At 57.1% G+C, this 19,107-nt stretch carries 17 protein-coding genes; 9 read left to right on the forward strand and 8 right to left on the reverse strand.

Annotated elements, in window-relative coordinates:
• The first annotated feature begins 14 nt into the window (after positions 1–14).
• From BMW31_RS06150 to BMW31_RS06175, 6 genes are read left to right on the forward strand one after another with little or no spacing between them, the layout of a single operon-like run.
• Positions 15–1,022 carry an acyltransferase family protein gene (locus tag BMW31_RS06150; protein WP_091822653.1) on the forward strand — a complete coding sequence of 336 codons (1,008 nt, stop codon included), beginning with the start codon at positions 15–17 and terminating at the stop codon, positions 1,020–1,022.
• Positions 1,019–1,897 (forward strand): decaprenyl-phosphate phosphoribosyltransferase, encoded by an 879-nt coding sequence (locus BMW31_RS06155; RefSeq protein WP_091822657.1) that lies wholly within the window; start codon positions 1,019–1,021, stop codon positions 1,895–1,897. The genes BMW31_RS06150 and BMW31_RS06155 overlap by 4 nt, the downstream gene beginning before the upstream one ends.
• Positions 1,894–2,580, forward strand: a complete 687-nt coding sequence (locus BMW31_RS06160; RefSeq protein ID WP_091822660.1) for an HAD family hydrolase — start codon at positions 1,894–1,896, stop codon at positions 2,578–2,580. Before BMW31_RS06155 ends, BMW31_RS06160 begins: the two co-directional genes overlap by 4 nt.
• The gene (locus BMW31_RS06165) at positions 2,577–3,008 is read left to right on the forward strand and encodes a GtrA family protein (protein WP_410524429.1); all 432 of its coding nucleotides are present in this window, start codon (positions 2,577–2,579) and stop codon (positions 3,006–3,008) included. Before BMW31_RS06160 ends, BMW31_RS06165 begins: the two co-directional genes overlap by 4 nt.
• Positions 3,005–4,321 (forward strand): DUF6080 domain-containing protein, encoded by a 1,317-nt coding sequence (locus BMW31_RS06170; RefSeq protein ID WP_091822664.1) that lies wholly within the window; start codon positions 3,005–3,007, stop codon positions 4,319–4,321. Before BMW31_RS06165 ends, BMW31_RS06170 begins: the two co-directional genes overlap by 4 nt.
• Positions 4,318–5,562 (forward strand): DUF6080 domain-containing protein, encoded by a 1,245-nt coding sequence (locus BMW31_RS06175; protein WP_091822668.1) that lies wholly within the window; start codon positions 4,318–4,320, stop codon positions 5,560–5,562. Before BMW31_RS06170 ends, BMW31_RS06175 begins: the two co-directional genes overlap by 4 nt.
• A 240-nt stretch (positions 5,563–5,802) precedes the next feature.
• Here the strand turns inward: BMW31_RS06175 and ispF are convergent, their stop codons facing one another.
• The 8 genes from ispF to rplM all read right to left on the reverse strand — a co-directional run bounded on the left by ispF (position 5,803) and on the right by rplM (position 15,085).
• Positions 5,803–6,276, reverse strand: coding sequence for a 2-C-methyl-D-erythritol 2,4-cyclodiphosphate synthase (gene ispF / locus BMW31_RS06180; protein WP_091822672.1), 474 nt, complete (start codon positions 6,274–6,276; stop codon positions 5,803–5,805).
• A gap of 38 nt (positions 6,277–6,314) precedes the next feature.
• Complete coding sequence (gene porV / locus BMW31_RS06185; protein WP_091822857.1) at positions 6,315–7,487, reverse strand: type IX secretion system outer membrane channel protein PorV; 1,173 nt, start codon at positions 7,485–7,487, stop codon at positions 6,315–6,317.
• A gap of 71 nt (positions 7,488–7,558) precedes the next feature.
• The gene (porU, locus tag BMW31_RS06190) at positions 7,559–11,086 is read right to left on the reverse strand and encodes a type IX secretion system sortase PorU (RefSeq protein ID WP_091822677.1); all 3,528 of its coding nucleotides are present in this window, start codon (positions 11,084–11,086) and stop codon (positions 7,559–7,561) included.
• 19 nt (positions 11,087–11,105) lie between these two features.
• The gene (locus BMW31_RS06195) at positions 11,106–11,723 is read right to left on the reverse strand and encodes a fumarylacetoacetate hydrolase family protein (RefSeq protein ID WP_091822680.1); all 618 of its coding nucleotides are present in this window, start codon (positions 11,721–11,723) and stop codon (positions 11,106–11,108) included.
• Between the two features lie 385 nt (positions 11,724–12,108).
• Positions 12,109–13,107: a translation elongation factor Ts gene (gene tsf / locus BMW31_RS06200; protein ID WP_091822683.1), complete on the reverse strand. Its 999-nt coding sequence runs from the start codon at positions 13,105–13,107 to the stop codon at positions 12,109–12,111.
• A 113-nt stretch (positions 13,108–13,220) separates the two neighbouring features.
• Positions 13,221–14,054 carry a 30S ribosomal protein S2 gene (rpsB, locus tag BMW31_RS06205; RefSeq protein ID WP_091822686.1) on the reverse strand — a complete coding sequence of 278 codons (834 nt, stop codon included), beginning with the start codon at positions 14,052–14,054 and terminating at the stop codon, positions 13,221–13,223.
• Between the two features lie 170 nt (positions 14,055–14,224).
• A complete protein-coding gene (gene rpsI, locus BMW31_RS06210) occupies positions 14,225–14,611 on the reverse strand; it encodes a 30S ribosomal protein S9 (protein ID WP_091822690.1) in 387 nt (128 codons plus the stop codon).
• 12 nt (positions 14,612–14,623) lie between these two features.
• The gene (rplM, locus tag BMW31_RS06215) at positions 14,624–15,085 is read right to left on the reverse strand and encodes a 50S ribosomal protein L13 (RefSeq protein ID WP_091822693.1); all 462 of its coding nucleotides are present in this window, start codon (positions 15,083–15,085) and stop codon (positions 14,624–14,626) included.
• 1,044 nt (positions 15,086–16,129) lie between these two features.
• On the opposite strand from rplM, the gene BMW31_RS06220 reads away from it, so the two are divergent.
• Genes BMW31_RS06220 through BMW31_RS06230 form a run of 3 tightly spaced genes read left to right on the forward strand, consistent with a single transcriptional unit; the run spans position 16,130 to position 19,104 of the window.
• Positions 16,130–16,705 carry a serine O-acetyltransferase gene (locus BMW31_RS06220; RefSeq protein WP_091822696.1) on the forward strand — a complete coding sequence of 192 codons (576 nt, stop codon included), beginning with the start codon at positions 16,130–16,132 and terminating at the stop codon, positions 16,703–16,705.
• Positions 16,706–18,148, forward strand: a complete 1,443-nt coding sequence (locus BMW31_RS06225) for a lipopolysaccharide biosynthesis protein (RefSeq protein WP_091822699.1) — start codon at positions 16,706–16,708, stop codon at positions 18,146–18,148.
• Positions 18,148–19,104 carry a glycosyltransferase gene (locus BMW31_RS06230; protein WP_091822703.1) on the forward strand — a complete coding sequence of 319 codons (957 nt, stop codon included), beginning with the start codon at positions 18,148–18,150 and terminating at the stop codon, positions 19,102–19,104. Before BMW31_RS06225 ends, BMW31_RS06230 begins: the two co-directional genes overlap by 1 nt.
• The last annotated feature ends 3 nt before the right edge of the window (positions 19,105–19,107 follow it).

A 19,107-nucleotide genomic window follows, 5' to 3' on the forward strand; every position in this document is an offset into this window, starting at 1 on the left:
GCAAACCATAGACTATGAGCTGGAAAATACCCGATATAGAGCTGGTTAACATCAGCAAGTACAGAGGCGAACTGATGGGTGCCGCCATGCTTTTCATCATCCTCTTCCACGTGGGCCTGCCCCGCGAAGACCTCTTCTTCGGCCTGCGCCGCATGGGTAACGTGGGCGTGGACATCTTCCTCTTCCTCAGCGGTGTGGGCCTTTGGTTCTCCTGGACCAAACGACCGGACCTGCGGCACTTCTTCGCCAACCGCTACTGGCGCGTGTACCCGGCCTGGCTCATCATGGCTTCGGCTTTCTACATACCCGACTATCTCAACGGCGGAGGCCACAGCACGAGCCTTGTGGACTTGGCAGGAGACATCTTGATTAACTGGGATTTCTGGCTGCATGATGAGCTCACGTTCTGGTACATACCTGCAACGATGATGCTGTACCTCTTTGCACCGGCCTACATGCAGCTCATCATCAGGCATCCCGTGTACCGCTGGCTGCCCGTCATCATGCTTATGTGGTGCATACTCACGCAATACGTTACGCCCATACACCATGCCGTGGGCCATCTGGAGATATTCTGGAGCCGCGTGCCCATCTTCTTCATCGGCATCAACTGCGGCGAGATGGTGCGGCGAAAGCAGACAATGGACGGCGCGTCGATATGGATGATCATCGTCATGTTCCTCATGTCGCTCCTTTCAAGCATCTTTCTGGAGCAGGTCAAACACGGCGAGTTTCCCCTCTTCCTGGAGCGTATGCTCTACATACCGCTTACCGTCAGCTCCATCCTTCTGCTCAACCGGCTGTTCCGCAGGCTGCCGGCATGGCTCAACAAGGCCATCAGTTTCGTGGGCGGAGTGAGCCTGGAAGCCTATCTCATACACAGTCAGTTCGTGCTGAGGTACATCGAACGGTGGAATCTAAGCTACTGGCCTACGTTCTTTATTTGCGTTGTGATAACCCTGCCGCTGGCGTGGCTGCTCCATGAAGGAGTGACACGGGCGGTTGACAAGATAAGAAGATGAAGACATACCTTAAACTCATACGGCCCCAGCAGTGGATGAAGAACCTCATCGTACTGGTTCCCCTGTTCTTTGGCGGCGAGCTTTTCAACCCTCACTCGCTGTATGCCGGCCTCGTGACCATGATGGCCTACTGCTTTGCAGCATCGTCTATCTACTGTCTGAACGATATTATAGACGTGGAAGCCGACCGCAGGCATCCCGTGAAATGCCACCGGCCGATAGCCTCGGGGCAAGTTTCAATGGCCCAGGGCTATGGCTTCATGGTGTTCATGTTTGTGCTCTCCATGCTCACACCGCTCCTGTTGACGGCCCACAAGGTCGAGACCGGGGGCGTCATCCTGTTCTATTACCTTCTCAACGTGGCCTATTGCAAGAAGCTGAAGGAGTATGCCATCGTTGATGTCTGCATCGTTGCGTTCGGCTTTGTGCTGCGTTTGCTGGCCGGAGGTGTGGCCACGGAGATTGCGTTAAGCAACTGGATAGTGCTCATGACGTTTCTCCTGATGCTCTTCCTGAGCTTTGCCAAGCGCCGCGACGACGTGCTCCGCATGAACCAAACGGGCGATGCACCCCGCAAGAACACCATCCGCTACAACCTCACCTTCATCAATCAGGCCATCACCATCACGGCTTCGGTTACGCTGGTGTGCTACATCATGTACTCCGTATCGCCCGATGTGGTGAGCCGGTTCAACACCCCGTACCTCTATCTCACGAGCGTATTCGTGCTTGTGGGGCTGCTTCGCTACATCCAACTCACGGTTGTAGACGCAAAGAGCGGCGACCCCACGAAGGTCATCCTGCACGATCGCTTTACCCAACTCATCGTGCTGGCCTGGGGATTGTCGTTCCTCGTAATCATCTACCTGCTATGACGCTCCACGTATTCGACTTTGACGGCACGCTGACCACGCGCGACACGCTGCTCGCCTTTATCCGTTACGCCCGCGGAACCAAGGCTTTTGCCTTTGGCTTCCTGCGTTACAGCCCCCTGCTGGTGCTCATGAAGCTGCATCTGTATCCCAACTACAAGGCCAAGCAGAAAGTTTTTGCCCACTTCTTCAAGGGCATGCGCGAGGCCGATTTCAACCGTCTGTGCGCCCGTTTTGCTGCCCACAGCCTCTACCTGCTGCGCCCCGCCGGGTTGGAAGCCCTGCTGCGTGCCCTCGCCGAGCCCGGTGCAAGGGTGGCGGTGGTGAGTGCCAGCATCGACAACTGGGTGGTCCCGTTCTTCTACGGCACCGTTGCAGATTATGGCGGAGAGCCCGTGCGCGTGCTCGGAACACGCATCGAGATACGCAACGGCAGGCTTACGGGGCGCTTCCTGACCCCAAACTGCTACGGCGAAGAGAAGCTGAGGCGGCTGGAGGAGGCCTTCCCTGACAGCCGCAACTGCCGACTGGTGGCCTACGGCGACAGCCGCGGCGACCGCGAACTGCTTGCCCGGGCCGACGAACCGCACTTTCGACCATTCCGGGAGGCGCCCAAGAGCGCAGCCGAAACAAACGAGCTGCACGCCCGGCTCTTGGCTTTAACCCTACCGACATGCAACAGCTGAAGGCCTACATCAAAGGGATGAGCGAGCAGAAGCGGCAGCAATTGGGCGAAATCCTGCGCTTCGGCATCGTCGGACTGCTGGCTACGGCCGTGCAGTACGGCATCTACTGGCTGCTCATTCACCTCATCCCCAACGGCATCTCGCCATCCCGCATGCACTTTCTCACTACCGCCGCCATGACCGCAGGCTACCTGGTGAGCTTCGTCTTCAACTTCATAGCCTCCACGCACTACACCTTCCGCGTGAAAGCCAACGCCCGTCGGGGTGCCGGCTTCGTGCTTTCGCACGCGGTGAACTACCTTCTGCAGATGCTCATGCTCAACTTCTTCCTCCTCATTGGCATCAGTAAGGGCTGGGCTCCCATACCTATGTTCTGCGTGTGCGTGCCGGTGAACTTCTTGTTAGTACGTTTTTTCCTGAAACGATGAAATCCTTTTTCAACATATTCCGCCTCCGTCGCGACGAACGGTTGCCCGCCCTCGTGGCGCTGGTGGTTATCGTGGCGCTCAATGCCCTGGTCATCTGTAAGTATTTCGACGTGTTTTCGGTCTACCGGCAGGGCACGTGGGGGCCTTTTCCGAGCAAGTTCCATGTCAGCGGATTCGATGCCCTCATCTACACGATGATATCCAACTGGACCACCTTCTTTACCATCGTGTTCCGCCATCCGCTGCTGGCGTTCCTGCTCTATCCGCTCTATTGGATTAACCAGGGGCTGTTCCAGCTCACCGGACTCAACTGTGTGCAGCTGGTGTGGGCCGTTCCAGCCACGTTCTGCGGGCTCTATTCGTTCGTCTTCCTGTACCGTATCCTGCGCCACGTGGTCAGGGTGAGCCGTGCCGACGCGCTGCTGCTCTCGGCCCTCATGCTGTCGTTTGGCTACGTGATGCTTACCCTCTGCACCCCCGACCACTTCGTGCTCTCGCTCTTCCTGCTGCTCCTCACACTCTGCATAGCCGGCTGCAGCATGCTCACCGGCCGCAAGCTGCCTACTGCCACCACAGCTTTGCTCTTTGTGCTCACGGCAGGCGTCACGCTAAGTAACGGCGTGAAGGTGTGGATAGCGCAGCTTTTCGTCAACCGCCGCAGCTTTTTCAGCCCGCGTAACCTCGTGCTCGGCGTGCTTGTTCCATTGCTCCTGATGTGGGCAACGTGCCAGCTGGAGTACCGGTACATAGCCCGGCCGGGCGAGATAGCGCGTGCCGAGGCCAAGGCCAAGAAGAACCACGGCCGCCCGATGGCGAAGAAGAAACCCGCGAAGAAGGACGGCAAGCCAATGGCCGAAGGCACCTTCATGGCTTGGTCGGACGTGTCGACGCCGCGACTGCAGTCGGTCGTCGACAATCTCTTTGGCGAAACGCTCCAGCTGCACAGCTCTTACCTGCTGCAGGACGTGCACGGCCGGCGCCCCGTATTCGTGAGTTACCGCAGCCCCCTGCAGTATGCGGCCGAGGCGCTGGTGGCATTGCTCTTCGTGGCAGGCATCTGGTGCGGCCGCCGCTCGCGGTTCCTGTGGCTGTGCCTGTCGTTCTTCGGGTTCGACATGCTTATACACCTTGGTCTCGGCTTCGGGCTGAACGAGGTCTACATCATGGCCGCCCACTGGGTGTTCGTTATCCCCATAGCCATCGGCTTCTTGTTCAAGGCGAGCCCGATGCGGCTGCCCCGCCTGCTTACAGGCCTGCTGGCGCTGTACCTTTTTATCTATAACGGATGGCTGATAGCGGATTACATGCTGTGAGAGAGCTGTTTGCCGTCCGCCGCGACGAGCGCCCCGCCGCCCTTGCAGCACTGTTGGTGTCGGCCGTCCTGCAGCTGATAGCCAACTGGAGGTACATTCCTCTCTTTGCCGATTACGACGAGCAGTCGTGGCACCGCTTCCAGGCAAACTTCCACCTGTCGGGCTTCGACCCGCTTACCTACGTCATCCTGACCGACTGGCAGCTGGCTTACGACGAGCTGCGGCACCCGCTGCTGGCCTTCCTGCTCTATCCCTTCTACCTTGTTAACCACGGACTGCTGCAGCTCACGGGTGCCAACTTCGCCCCGCTCATCATGAGCGTGCTGCTTGTTTTCTGTGCCACGTACGCCTGCATCTTCCTGTTGCGCACGCTGCGCCAGGTCATCGGCCTGCCCAAGGCCGACGCCCTGCTGCTCGTGGCGTTGTTTTTCTCCTTCGCCTACATCCTTGTTGCCGTCATTGTACCCGACCATTTCTGCCTCTCCCTCTTCCTGCTTACGCTCTGCCTGTGGCTCTCCGGGCGCAAGATGCAGCAGGGGCGGCCGTTCACGGTGGGGCAGGCGGCGCTGCTGTTTGTGCTCACGGCAGGCGTTACACTGAGCAATGGAGCCGTGGTGTTGTTGTGTGTGTGGTTCGTGAACGGGCGCCGCTTCTGGCATCTCAGGCCGTTGCTGCTGCAGGCGGTGGTGCCTTCGGTGTTGCTGGTGGCCTTTGCCTTGGCCATGAACGACAGTCTGGCGCACGTGGGTTCGCAGAAGGCAGTGGCCAAGCAGATGGCATGGACGCGGCTGAAAGACAGCCGCAGCGCCATTGTTGCAGAGAACCTGTTCGGCGAGTCGCTGCAGCTGCACCGCCGCTACCTGCTGCGCGACGTGCTGGTGGAGCGCCCCGTGGTGGTGCCCTATACGTGGCCGGCGCAGTACGGGGTCGAGGCAGCGCTGTTGCTGCTGTTCGCGGTGGGCGTGTGGTGCGGCCGCCGCAGCCGTTACCTGTGGCTGCTGCTGGCCGTGCTGGGGTTCAACGTGGTGCTGCACGTTGTGCTGGCGTTCGCCATAACGGAGGTTTACATCATGGCGGCGCACTGGGCTTTCGTTATTCCTCTGGCCATGGGTTACGCTTTCCGCGCTGCTCCGCGCCCGCAGCTCATCATGCTCCGCGCCCTCGTAGCAGTGCTCGCAGCCTGGCTCTGGGGCTACCACCTCTACCAAATCGTGCGTTATCTCTCCTGGCCGCTGCGGTAGCGGGGTGCGAAATATATTCAAAAAAGGTGTCGGATGTGCCTTTCGGGAACTTTCGACAAGTGTCGCACGATTGTGTGACACCTGTCGAACGATTGTGCGACAAGTGTCAAAAGTTCCCGAAGCAGCCCTCCAAGACCGCCGAATACGGCTTATTGCTGCCCGGAAGAGCATGTTCCGGGCAGTAAGGGCATGTAAACTGAAAAGAAATTTTGATTTATTAAGAAACAGCCGGCTGTCCAGCTATTTCTCTATCAGGCACACGGCGTAGGCCGATATGCCCTCCTGGCGGCCCGTGAAGCCCAGCTGCTCGGTGGTTGTAGCCTTGATGCTGACGGCATCTTCACTAACTCCCATGAGCTCGGCCAGGCACGCCGTGATGGCCGGTACGTGCGGGTTAATCTTCGGTTGCTCTGCACAAACGGTGGCGTCTACGTTGCCCACGCGGTATCCTTTGGTGCCTATGAGCGCTGTGACGCGGCGCAGAATGACCTTGCTGTCCATGTCGAGCGTCTCTGCTGCTGTGTCCGGGAAGTGGTAACCGATGTCGCGCATGTTGGCGGCGCCCAGCAGCGCGTCGCTGATGGCATGTATCAGTACGTCGGCATCGCTGTGTCCGAGCAGCCCCGTGGTGTGGGGTATCTTGATTCCTCCAAGCCAGAGGTCGCGTCCGGGCACCAGTTTGTGCACGTCGAATCCAAATCCTACTCTTATCATATATGCTGTTCTAAGTGTTTGCCGGGGTGCGGCAGCGGTCATCTTCGGAAGATATCCTTGATTCCATCCATATCGAACGAGAGGCTGATGCGCAGCGTCTGGTCCAGCGGATTGCTCTTGGCGGTGGCTATCACGTAGCCGGCATCGAGCGAGAAGACGCTCATCTTGAAGCCTGCACCTACGGTAAAATACTTGCGGTTGCCCTTGTTCTCACTCTCGTGGTGGTAACCCGCGCGGATGGAAAACTTGTCGTTGTACGTGTACTCGGCACCTACGCTCCAGTAGATTTCCTGTAGTTCCTCCGAAAAACCGCCCGGTGCATCGCCGAAACTCTTGAAGATGCCGCCGATGGACGATACGTCGTAGTAGTCTTTCTGCACGCGTTGCTGGTAGTCTTCCAGTGTTTCGCCGTCCTCCTGCTTGGGCATCGTGGGCACTAACAGCTTGTTGGCGTCGGCTGCTATGGTCACTTTGTTGTACTCGTCGACAGGTATCATGAGCGCGGCGCCCACCCTCAGGTTGGTTGGTATGAAGTAGCTGTCGTCGCTCCCGCCAAAAGTTATCTTGCTGCCTATGTTCGATATGTTGACGCCAAGCCCCAGCTGGCACTCGCGCTGGCCCAGGGTAACGTAGTTCTGGTAGTACGCCGCCAGGTCTGCTCCAAAGGCCGAGCCTGGCGAGGTGTCGTCGCTGAAGTTGTAGGTAAGGTCGGAATAAATCCATCGAACGGCCGCTGCGAGCGAGAACTTCTCGCTTAGCATGAGCGAGTAGGCCACGTCGAGCGACATCTCATAGGGGCTTATGGTGGTGCTGTTGTCGTCCATGTTGCCCATGTTGGTGTACACCTTGCCCATTGAGAAGTAGCGCAGCGAGCCCGATACGGCCGAGTAGTCGCCTATGCGGTAGTAGCCGGCGAGGTAGGCCAGGTCCATGTCGTTTACTATCTGGCGCAGCCAGGGCGTGTAGTTCAGTGCTACGCCGGCGCGGGAGATGGTGAAGGGGTACTTTGCCGGGTTCCAGTACTGCGAGTTCACGTCGGGGTCGGTGGCGGCGCCGGCGTCACCCAGTCCGGCCGCACGTGCGTCGGGAGCTATCATCTGCGATGTTACTTCCGTGCGGACGGGGTTGAAGATGTCTTCCTTCTGTGCCCTTGCGGTCAGCGAAAGGAGTGCCAACAGGGCCGTGAAGGTTATTTTCAGGGGTTTGTTCATTACTATCTGTTTGGTCAGGAAATCACGGACTTGCATCTCAAGTCATTGTTCTAAACGTTCAAAAGGCTCGGTTATTGCCTGATGACGACGAGTTTCTTGGCTTTTGAAGCTTTTTTGCTGCCGTCGCTGCCCACACGTACACGGTAGAGATAAACGCCCGTAGTGAGGCGTCGACCGCCGTCTACGGTCAGGTCCCAGCTAACAGTATAGGCGCCGTCGGTGGGCACTCCGCTCTCTGAATGGGTCCAGATGTGGCGGCCGCTGACGTCAAAGATGTCGATGTCTACATCCATCAGACTGCCCGTGCGGTCGTGGTTGATGATGAAAGTGGTGCTGCTGCGGGCCGGATTCTCGGTCACGTCGACGCTGAAGAGGTTGGGTTCGAGCCCCTGCACCACGTTGAACGTGAGCTCGGCCACGGCTGAATTGTTCTTCACATCCCATGCCCGGAACTGCAGCTTGTGGCGGCCGGGTGCCAGCGGAGGCAGGTTGTACCAGGTGGAACCGGAGGTGTAGCTGCCGAAGTCGTAGCTGAAGTGGTCGTTGAGCACGTAGGTTGTTGCCATTTCTCCGTCAATGCAGAGCTGCAGGTCGTGGCCAATGCCGTTGCCGGTGGTGTTCACGCCGTCCTCATCCGTTATCTTGGCAACGAAGTAGGGGGTAGTGTTTACGTTGCCGCCGTTGGCAAACGAGGGCGAGTTAAGGTAGCAGTAGATGGACGGACCGATGGAGTCGTTGGCCAGAATGCCGCCACCGGCGATGGTGAAGTTGGCGAACGAGCCGTGTGCCGATTGCAAGTGGTCGGCGCTCACGGCATGAAGATTGATGAGTCCGGTGCCGCCCGAGTAGCTGATGTCGCGCGGAACGGCGAACGAGAAGGCAAACCGGCCGTTGCTGATGCTGTCGGTTCCGTTGAACAAAGTCTTGGTCCGGTCGTAGAACTCGAAAGCATCGTCGGTCTCGGAGGTGTCGTTGCGCTTGCACACAATGCGCTCCTCGGCATCGCGAACGGTAGCCGTCACCACGCCGCTGAAGTCGTTGGCGCCCTCAATATGCCCTTCCACCTTCACCACGGAGCCTGCCTTGAGCGTGCTGACCTGCGTGGCAGGGGCGCCGTTTACGGCATCTACCACCACTTCGAGTGCCGGCAGGTGGAGTGCGAGGGCCGGGTCGCCGAGCAGCGAGTATTGCAGTTTGTTGGTTGTATTGTCGAGTCGGGAGGTCAGCAGCTCGTTCTTGGCCATGCGCTGGGCCTCGCCCAAGGTCATTGCCTGGCCGCCCGGGCGGCTCAGCACATAGCGCAGATAGGCCATGTTGATGAGCTTGTTGTAGTACGCATATACCGTGCGGGTGGTGCCGAACATGGCAACGGCGCCGCCCTTGGGGTTGAGTACGGCCGCCTCACCTATGGTTGCAGCGGTTCCGTCGAATGGCATGATGTCGCAGGAGGCCGTTATCCACAGTGGCAGATTGGTGTTGGAGAACTGCTGGAAGTCGCTCAGGCGCAGCACGCTCTCGTGCGATATCTGCGTCTCGGAGCCGTGGCCGGCGTAGTCCATGATAAGAGCACCGTTGCGTTGGGCCTGCTTGATGAGGGCCGAAACTTCGGGATAGGTCTTGCCGGTGGATGAAGTCTGGCGGGTGTAGGCATCCCACATGATTTTCTTTACCATGTAGCCGGGGTGGCGGAGGGCGATGTCGTTGGCGGCATCGTCGGCATCCTGCATGTGCAGATTGTAGTTCCCGTCGTCTCCCATGAATACGATTGTGTTCTGCCAGCTGCCCGCCGAGGCGTTGCGGGCATAGTTGATGGTCTTGTCTACCATCACCTTGGCTTCAGCCTCGGTGGTTACCGGGAACCGTCCTACGGCCATGTCGAGCTTGTCGGAGGCCTGTGGATCGGCGCCTTCGCCGTCGTCGAGGAGGCAGAAGAAGCCGTCGTCGACGAAGCAACTCACCTCATTAAAGGAGTTCTCGCTCTCGAAACAGAGCAGCAGGTCGTCGGGGTTGAGGCCTCGGTTGGCAGAAGTAAGCAGACGGTTGTCCCACAGGCAGTCGCCAAAAAGCAGCAGATACTTGGGCATGTCGGCCTCGGTGGCGGCGCGATCGTACAGCATCTTGAGGTAGCGGCGATAGGCATTGGCGTCCGGGGTGCCGCTGCCGAACTCGTTGATAAGCTCGTCGGCGGGCACGATACGCACCCTCAAGCCGTCGTGCTGTTCGTGGAACGCCTTGAGCCTGTTGGCCTGCGAGAGCAGTTTCTGTGATGTCGGGATGACGATAACCATGTCGGCAGGGCCGTCGGCATGATGATCCTGGTTGGTGATGTTGTACACGTATTCGGCCGAGGGGAATGAACCCGACCGCAGCTGCGGTGCTTCGCGGGGCCGGTCGAAGCTGAGCGAGAGATAGTCGAGCCGCACCGGACCGCCCGAAGTGGCAGTAATGGTAATCTCGTTGCTGGCCATGAGGTTGCTTACTGTGTACGTGCGGGTGGTCTCGTTGCCCTTGTCGTACTCGCCGAGGGTGATGTTCAGCGAGCCCAACGTGGTGCCGTTGATGGCCACTGTGGCCGAGCTGGCCGCCCCGGCGGTAAGGGCAACGGTGAGTTTGCCGGTCTTTGCCGCCGCAGGAACGGCGAGCTGATAGCTGCGGGTGCTGCCGGCAGCGATGGGATTGTCCTCAAACAGGTTGCGCCCACCGGCGTACCAGGCGAAGTTATCGACCTCGTGCAGCGTGTGGTAGTCGTCGGCAGCGGGATAGAAGGATTGCAGGAACGCAGCCGAATCAACAGTGAGCGGTTCTGCATCGGTCTGGGTGAGGAAGTAGTAGCCGTAGTTGGCGTAGGGATTGCGGGTGCGCACGGTGGCCGAAGGACTGCTCCAGCTAACCGGCCCCTGTGCATGGAAGAGGCGGCGGCCGCCCACCGTGCAGGTGGCAACTTCCTGCAGGTCGTCATACTTTTCAAGGTCGGCAGCGGCGAGCGTTTCGTTCTGCAAGGCTCCGCCGTAGCCGTAGACTTTCACTTTGCTTAAATCGGAGAAGCCGGCCTGGCGTATCAGGGCATCCGTAAGCTGGTAAACGCCCGATGCGGGCACCCTTATCTTGGCCCATCTGCCCGTAGCCAGCACGGAGTGGTCGGCGTAGCGGCCCTGCGCGTTGCCGCGGGTGCGGGCCACGGCACGGCGCTGGGAGCGGCGCAGCGGCCTGGACTGCACGTCGAGCATGAAGCTGACCAGCATCTGATACTTGTTGTTGCGGAACACCAGCGGGCAGAAAGAAACCTGCAAGACGCCCTTCTTGCGGTTCACGGAGACCTGCTGGCGGATGGCCGGAACGGCCGGCAGGGCAGCTCCGGAGAGCGAGTTGTAGCGCCGGATGTCGGCCTGGCTCATGTCGATGTATTCGGGATAGGCTATCGAGACGGTGTAAGTGGAGTCCTGATAGCCGTCGGCCAAGGGCACGGAGCAGGCAAACTGCGGCAAAAGCGAGTCTATCCTGACCTCATCTGCAGTCAGGTTGAAGAACCGCTGGGCTGTGGCAGTGGTGGCTGCGAGCAGCAGCAGCGTTGCCAGAATGTATGTGCGGGCGTTTGTCATGCGTTGCCTTGCTTGGCTGTTATTTGCAGTTGAAGTCCAGAACCTTGCGCTCCTCCAGGTATCCTTCCATGTGGTCGTCGATGTGTACGGGGCCAACGCCGGCCGGGGTGCCGGTGTACAGGATGTCTCCTGTCTTCAGGGTGAAGTACCGGCTGATGTAGGCTATCAGCTCATCGACGCCAAAGAGCATGTCGGCTGCGCACCCCTGCTGCACCGTTTGGCCGTTGATGTCGAGGTGGAAGCGCAGCAGCCGGATGTCCGGCAGCTTGCTTTTGTCCACCCACTCGCCGATGGCTGCGGCGCCGTCGAAGCCCTTGCAGAGCTCCCACGGCAAGCCCTTGCTCCTCAGCTCGCGCTGCATCTGGCGGGCGGTAAAGTCTATTCCCACGGTTACTGCATCGTAGTAGCGGTGGGCGAAGCGCTCGGGAATGCTCTTGCCCAGCCTGCTGATGCGCACCACCAGCTCCGTTTCGTAGTCTATCTGCCCCATGTCGTCGGGGATGAAGAACGGTTTGCGGTTCTTGAGCAGGGCCGAATCGGCCTTGGTGAATATCACCGGGCGTTCCGGTTTATATAACGCACCGTCCAGCTCTTTATTGTGCTGGATGTAGTTCATGCCTATGGCGAATATCTTCATCTGTCTTTTATTGAGCTTCCGGTTACAAAGATACAATATTCTCACGAAAAAAGTGCCCGCTGCCCGAATAACTTACGCCGCTGTCTTTTCAGCTCCGTGAGGCTTGCATCTAACCTGTTGTGTATCTGTAAGTTACAAGCGGCTTTCTTGGATATGCCTTTCAAGGGGCTTGAAGCTGTCGTTCAAGGTCCTTGAAGCTATGCTTCGGGCGCCTTGAACGATAGCTGCAAGAATGGGCAGGGGTGGCAGCACGGTTATCACGGCGTGCAAGCGAGGGCGCAGGACGCGACTTAATCAGAGCCTCCCCACGCGATTCCGCAAACAAAAACAGGAGGAAAACAACCTCTGCTGTTTTCCTCCTGTCCTGTTGAATGTTTGGTTCCGATTACTCGGCGGCCAGCGTAAAGCGCTTGTAAGCCACGATGTGGAGGTCGCCTTGCTTCTTGAGCCAGTCCTGAACGGTTATCTTGCCGTCCTCATCGGCAAACTGGAACTCCTGGTCTACAAGGCAGTTCTCCTTGAAGAACTTAGCCATGCGGCCGTTGGCGATGTTCTGTATCATCTGCTCGGGCATGTTCGAGGCCTTTTCTTCGGCCACTTGCTGCTTGATTTTGCGAGCTTCGTCGGCCTGCTCCTGCGTGAGCCAGCCCTTCTTCATGTTGCTCTCGATGTGGTCATCGGAGTCAACAAGGTTGGCGTTGATGCCTGCCTTCTTGAGTGCTACGTTCACGGCGCGCTCTATCTGTTCCTCCTTGGTTTTCTGGATGGCAACCTGCAGCTCGGCGTCCTTTACGCTCTGCGGAACCGAAGCCTCGTCGAGAGCCACCGGACGCATGGCAGCCACCTGCATGGCAACCTTGTGGCCGGCCTCGTCGTTGTTCTTGTCAAGCTGTACCATGGTGGCAAGCATGTGCTTGTTCATGTGGTCGTAAACGGATACGTTGCCTCCCTCGAGGTAGTTGTAGCCGTCGAGTTCCATCTTTTCTCCGGTGATACCGCTGCGCTGCTTGACGGCAGTCTCGGCGTCGTCGCCATTGGGCAGAACGAGTTTCTTTACCTCATCCAGGCTCTTGGCCTTTGCAGCAACGGCAGCGTCGAGTATATCCTGTGTCATTGCAATGAAGTCCTTGCCGTTGGCAACGAAGTCGGTTTCGCACTTAACGGCAACCATTGCGGAGAAATCACCTACAGTTTTAACGAGTACGCAGCCGTTGGAAGTTTCGCGGTCGCTGCGCTTGGCGGCGATGGCAAGACCACGCTCGCGAACGAGCTCGATTGCTTTCTCGATATTGCCATCGGCTTCCGTGAGGGCTTTCTTGCAGTCGGCAAGACCTGCACCGGTCATTTTGCGGAGCTTCTGGATATCAGCTATTGTAACAGCCATAATTCTTTATGTGTTTTGAAAGTTAAAAATAACGTGTTGTAAAACCAAGAGAGAGCAATGAGGAGTGCAACGCCTGCATTCTTCACTCCTCTCTCTCCTTATTATATATGTGCTTATTCAGCTTCCTGAACCTCCTCGGCAGGGGCCTCGTCGGCAGGAACTTCGTTCGTTGTATCCTTGCGTGCACGGCGTGCATGGCGCTTTCCTTCGGCTGCCTCTTCGCTCTGTTCGGCGGCAGCTTTATCGTCGGCTTTCTCTGCCTTGCGCTCCTCCAGTCCTTCGGCAATAGCTGCACAGCAGGCGGTGAGGATAACGTTCACGGAATCCTGTGCGTCGTCGTTGGCCGGGATGACGTAGTCAATGTCCTTGGGATCGGAGTTCGTATCCACGATAGCAAATACGGGGATGCCCAGACGGTTGGCTTCCTTAACGGCGATGTGCTCCTTCATGACGTCAACTACGAACAAGGCAGAAGGCAGACGGGTAAGATCGGCGATGGAACCCAGGTTCTTCTCCAGCTTTGCACGTTGACGGCTAATCTGCAGCAGCTCTCTTTTGGAGAGGTTGGAGAATGTTCCGTCGTTCATCAGTTTGTCGATGTTCGTCATTTTCTTTACGGCCTTACGGATGGTAGGGAAGTTGGTGAGCATGCCGCCCGGCCAACGTTCGATGACGTAAGGCATGTTGACAGAGGCTGCCTTCTCGGCAACAATGTCCTTGGCCTGTTTTTTAGTAGAGACGAACAGAATCTTCTTGCCTGATTTGGCGATGCCTTTCAAGGCCTCGGCAGCCTCGTCTATCTTGGCTACTGTCTTGTGAAGGTCGATGATGTGGATGCCGTTGCGCTCCATGAAGATATAAGGAGCCATTGCGGGATTCCACTTACGGCGCAGGTGACCGAAGTGGCAGCCTGCCTGGAGTAACTGGTCAAAGTTTGTTCTTGACATTTTTCTTCTTTCTTTTTAGTTGTTTACTTTCTTTTTAATTCTGGTTAGAATCAGCCGTCGGGTAGTCTTTTGAATCCCGCCGGTTTAGATACTAAACGGGTCAGTCCGGTAAGCGAGCCTGCTGCTATGCGGCATATAGCGCGGCAAACAGCATGACAGGCAGCAGTTGTTTAGCGCTTGCTGAACTGGAAGTGACGGCGGGCTTTGGGCTGTCCCGGCTTCTTACGCTCAACAGCACGGCTGTCGCGGGTCAGGAAACCGTTGTCCTTGAGCACCTTCTTGTCATCAGCGTTAATCTTGACGAGTGCACGCGCGATGGCAAGACGCAGTGCCTGGCTCTGTCCGGTGAAGCCTCCACCGTCCAGGTTGGCCTTGATGTCATATTTCTCTGCTACTTCCAGCAGCTGCAGAGGCTGCTTTACCACGTACCGAAGAATGGCCGAGGGGAAGTAGGTCTCGATATCTTTCTTGTTGATAGTAATCTTGCCGGTACCTTCTGTCAGGTAAACGCGAGCTACAGCGCTCTTGCGACGGCCTATTGCGTTAATGATTTCCATCTTTATTCCTTTTTATTTATACTGGTTAATATCAATGGTTTTAGGCTGCTGAGCCTGCTGCTGATGCTCTGTTCCTTCGTAAACGTAGAGGTTGTTGAGGATAGAGCGGCCCAGAGGACCCTTGGGCAGCATGCCTTTTACGGCGTGGCGGATAATCTTCTCCACGCCATTCTTGCGCTTGCGCAGTTCGGCCGGCGTGTCAAAACGCTGTCCGCCGGGATAACCAGTATAGCGGGTGTAAACCTTATCAGTCTCCTTCTTGCCGGAGAAACGCACCTTGGCGGCGTTGATAATGATTACGTTGTCTCCACAGTCTACGTGAGGCGTGAAGTTTGGTTTGTACTTTCCGCGAAGCAGCTTGGCTACTTTAGAGCAGAGGCGGCCTACAATCTGGTCGCTGGCGTCTATTACCACCCACTCTTTCTTAGCTGTTTCCTTGTTAGCGGAAATAGTTTTGTAACTTAAAGTGTCCATGTTTGAAATTAAAAATTACTACTAAAAAACATTTTGATACATTGTTCTGTAACAGAGACCTCACGGCGCCTCCAGTCTAAAAGAGACCATCCATGGCTTTTGCTCTGCTGCCCTGCTGATTCACTAACCGCCCTGCTCGGCCAAAAGCAGTGCTATTAACACAACCGGGCGCGGGGTTTCTAAGTCTCGCCCCGCAAACGGAATGCAAAGATACATATTTTATGGCACTCCTGCTGTTCCGTTCGGCAGTCTTTGTTGGTGATTTACGGATTATTAACTCTTTTAAGAATAATTATCTGTATATATCTTCTTGCCGGTTGACGGATGGCTTGCTATGGAGCGAAGTCGCAGGAGGAGTATTGCCGATACCTATAAAATAAATGTGGAAAGGGCTGCTGCTGCCGTTTTCTTGGATAGGGAAGATGGAGGTGGAGATGGTTTGTTATTTTGTATGTTTTTATGTCCGCGCGGCACGGAGATGCCTTTCAAGCCCCTTGAACGATACCTTTCAGCCCCTTGGTGATGCCCTTCAAGGGCCTTGAAAGGCACCTTTTACTTCGCAGTTTGTAATCTGTTGATTTTTAATAGTTTGCGAATAGAAGGCAGAAAGTGCGGTTTCAGCCATTTTAGTTGCACGTTGCAGGGCTTCCTCCCCTTAGAAAGGGGAGGGTGGGTAGGGATGATTTTTGCTGCAACTTTGCTGTATCTTGCCATGTGGTCATCCCCTCCTTCGCCTCCCCTTTCCAAGGGGAGGATACGAATTAGCCTCGTGGATGTGTTTGGATAGACAGGAATAGCTTCCGTCATCCCCTCCTAACCTCCCCTTTCTAAGGGGAGGATACCCTGGCGCCTATGTGATTGCTATGAGCGGCTACATATATTATATAGTGGAAAGGGTATCTTCCGGCACCGCGAAATCGCACCCTTCTTGACCTTTTTGACAAATTAATTTTGCGCTGTTGGCTAATTACCTTATCTTTGCATAAGCTAAACTGCACTCGGATATAGCGAGTGTGGGCTTGAGATATAAAACTATCAGGGATTATGAACCCACTCACTCAATGCGCCATCCTTACGGCCTCGGCGTGCCGGATGCTGCCACACATAGCCCTCTATCTGCTGCACCGCAAGACGATAGACGCCGACCTGGTGAAAGTGCAGGACCAAAGCGGTTCGGTGCTCAACTTCGTCAAGGCCTGCACACGCGAGCGCTCGTTCCGCAACCTGTTCTATTACAGGATGGGGGAGTACCGCTCTGCGTTCATCAAGTGGCTGCTGCCGCCCGAGCGGACGCTCCACATCTGGTGCCCGCAGATAGGCACGGGTGCCCATTTTGAGCATAACTACGCTACCTATCTGAACGCGGAGAGCATCGGGACCGACTTCTACTGTCTGCAGCTTGTTACGCTGGGCAATGGCCACGGAGGCCGACCAACGATAGGCAACCGGGTGAGCATCTGCACGGGAGCGGTGGTGTTTGGCGGCATCAGCATAGGCGACGACGTGGTGATAGGGGCCGGCGCCGTGGTGAACAAGGACGTGCCGGCCGGCTGCACCGTAGTGGGAAACCCGGCGCGCATCGTGAGGCGCAACGGCGAAAAGGTTAACTTGGAATTGTAAATGGCAGAAACACTGAAGGAAAAAACGGCCCGCGGCCTCTTTTGGGGGGCCATGAACAACGGCGCCATGCAGCTTATCGGACTGGTGTTCGGCATCATCCTGGCTCGTCTTCTGGACCAGAGCGACTACGGAATGATAGCCATGATAACCGTCTTCACGCTGGTAGCAACGGCATTGCAGAACTCCGGCTTCATTACTGCACTGGCCAACGAGAGCCATCCCACGCATAACGACTACAATTCCGTATTCTGGTTCAACATCAGCGTGGGCTCCTCGCTCTACGTGTTGCTGTTTTTCGCGGCCCCGCTCATAGCCTCCTACTATCATCTGCCGCAGCTGGTGCCGCTGTGCCGGTATGCTTTCGTGTCCATTCTCTTTGCCAGTTTGAGCACTGCCCAGTCGGCTTACCTCTTCAAGAACCTCATGGTGAAGCAGCGGGCCAAGGCAGGCATCGTGGCAACGCTTACCAGCAACGTGGTTGGTGTGGCCATGGCCTTTGCCGGCATGGCGTATTGGGCGCTGGCAACGCAAACCATCGTGTACAATATCGTTAACACGGCACTCTACTGGCACTACTCTCCGTGGCGGCCGAGTCTGCACATCGACTTCGCTCCCGTGCGCCGCATGTTCCGCTTCAGCTGCAAGTTACTGGCCACGACCATCATCACCCACATCAACAACAACGTGCTCAACATCCTCCTGGGGCACTATTTCTCGGCTCACGCAACGGGCAACTACAACCAAGCCTACCAGTGGAATGCGAAGTGCTACAACCTGATACAGGGCATGGTAGACTCCGTGGCGCAGCCCGTGCTTGTTGACCTGCGCGATGAACACGACCGACAGCTCGAGGCGCTGCGCAAGCTCATGCGCTTCATTGCTTTCCTCTCGTTCCCCCTCCTGCTGGGTTTCGGCCTCGTGGCGCGCGAGTTCATCATCCTTGCCATTACCGCCAAGTGGCTGCCCAGCGTAGAGTTGCTGCAGCTGTTGTGCGTGAGCGGGGCCGTTATGCCCATGTATTCGCTCATGTCGAGTCTGGTCATCAGCAAGGGTAAGTCGGGCACTTATCTGTGGATAACGCTGTCGCTGGGCATCGCGCAGATAGTTACCATGCTGCTCATCTGGCACTGGGGCATCCGCACCATGGTGTGTGCCTACGTGGCGCTCAACATCGTGTGGCTCTTCGTGTGGCACCATTTCGTGAACCGCCTCATCGGTTACAGGGTGTCTATGTTCCTCAAGGACGTTCTTCCCTTTGCCCTCGCGGCCGCCGGAGTGATGGCCGTTACCCACTGGCTCACGGCCTCCATCGCCAATCTGTGGCTGCTCTTGGGGGCCCGCGTGCTTGTGGCGGCGGCGCTCTACTATCTCGTCATGCGGCTGGCCGGGGCGCAGATACTGCGTGAGTGCATGTCTTTTATCAAATCGAAATTCAACAGCTGATGGATACAACCAAAACTGTATCGGTGGTGATGTGTACCTACAACGGCGAGCGTTATGTCAGAGAGCAGCTCGACTCCATCGTGGCACAGACCTATCCCGTGGCCGAAATCATCATTCAGGACGACTGTTCGACCGACTCCACGCCTGCCATCTGCCGCGAGTATGCGGCAAGATATCCTGCCATCCGCTTCTACCGGAACGAGCGCAACGTGGGTTTCAACCTCAACTTCAGGCGTGCGGCCATGCGTGCCAAGGGCGATTACGTTGCCTTCAGCGACCAGGACGACGTCTGGATGGCGCATAAGATAGAGCGCCAGGTGGCCGCCATCGGCACGCACGATATCTGTTTTTCCACCCATCTGCGCGGTGTGGACCCCCTGCATGCGCACGTCGTGAGCCCTCAATATGCCCTCCCGGCCCTGCTCTTTGTAGGTTTCGCCGGCCACACCATGCTGCTCAGGCGCGAGTTCGTTCAGAATCAAGAGTACTGGATAGACCACATCATCTACGACTGGAGCCTTGCAATCTGCGCGCAGCTGCATGGCGGCATCGTTATGGTTGACGAACCGCTCAACTGGCACCGTGACAATGCCGACTCGGCGTGCCACGTCATGATGGCCGAACTGGGCCGTCAGCAGCCGCAGAAGCCCACTTACCAGCCCTATCTGCAGGGCTTCGGCAACTACCGGAGGCTGCAGCAGAAGCCCAACTGGAAAGCTCTGTACACCTACATCTACTTCCATACCAAGGAGCCTCGGTTCTCTCTGGCCCACCGCATGAGCCGTTACATGCTCAGTCAGCGGCTCTCGTCGCTCTTCAAACTGTGCTGGCTGTGCATGCGCCACAGGCATACGGTGTACTACAAGAAGAACGTCAGCGGCCTGCGCGGGCTGGTGCGGGGCTTCTTCTATCCCTTTATCTTCAGCTACAACAACGTGCAATACGACCTTGAATAAGTT

Source organism: Prevotella sp. kh1p2 (assembly GCF_900111525.1).
GTDB lineage: Bacteria > Bacteroidota > Bacteroidia > Bacteroidales > Bacteroidaceae > Prevotella.

Excerpts from the sequence above, each read along its gene's own strand:
- rpsI (WP_091822690.1), bottom strand. The coding sequence starts at position 14,611 with ATGGAAATCATTAACGCAATAGGCCGTCGCAAGAGCGCTGTAGCTCGC.
- BMW31_RS06155 (WP_091822657.1), top strand. The coding sequence starts at position 1,019 with ATGAAGACATACCTTAAACTCATACGGCCCCAGCAGTGGATGAAGAAC.
- BMW31_RS06150 (WP_091822653.1), top strand. The coding sequence starts at position 15 with ATGAGCTGGAAAATACCCGATATAGAGCTGGTTAACATCAGCAAGTAC.
- porV (WP_091822857.1), bottom strand. The coding sequence starts at position 7,487 with ATGAACAAACCCCTGAAAATAACCTTCACGGCCCTGTTGGCACTCCTT.
- BMW31_RS06195 (WP_091822680.1), bottom strand. The coding sequence starts at position 11,723 with ATGAAGATATTCGCCATAGGCATGAACTACATCCAGCACAATAAAGAG.
- BMW31_RS06160 (WP_091822660.1), top strand. The coding sequence starts at position 1,894 with ATGACGCTCCACGTATTCGACTTTGACGGCACGCTGACCACGCGCGAC.
- rpsB (WP_091822686.1), bottom strand. The coding sequence starts at position 14,054 with ATGTCAAGAACAAACTTTGACCAGTTACTCCAGGCAGGCTGCCACTTC.
- BMW31_RS06230 (WP_091822703.1), top strand. The coding sequence starts at position 18,148 with ATGGATACAACCAAAACTGTATCGGTGGTGATGTGTACCTACAACGGC.
- BMW31_RS06170 (WP_091822664.1), top strand. The coding sequence starts at position 3,005 with ATGAAATCCTTTTTCAACATATTCCGCCTCCGTCGCGACGAACGGTTG.
- ispF (WP_091822672.1), bottom strand. The coding sequence starts at position 6,276 with ATGATAAGAGTAGGATTTGGATTCGACGTGCACAAACTGGTGCCCGGA.
- rplM (WP_091822693.1), bottom strand. The coding sequence starts at position 15,085 with ATGGACACTTTAAGTTACAAAACTATTTCCGCTAACAAGGAAACAGCT.
- BMW31_RS06225 (WP_091822699.1), top strand. The coding sequence starts at position 16,706 with ATGGCAGAAACACTGAAGGAAAAAACGGCCCGCGGCCTCTTTTGGGGG.
- tsf (WP_091822683.1), bottom strand. The coding sequence starts at position 13,107 with ATGGCTGTTACAATAGCTGATATCCAGAAGCTCCGCAAAATGACCGGT.
- porU (WP_091822677.1), bottom strand. The coding sequence starts at position 11,086 with ATGACAAACGCCCGCACATACATTCTGGCAACGCTGCTGCTGCTCGCA.
- BMW31_RS06220 (WP_091822696.1), top strand. The coding sequence starts at position 16,130 with ATGAACCCACTCACTCAATGCGCCATCCTTACGGCCTCGGCGTGCCGG.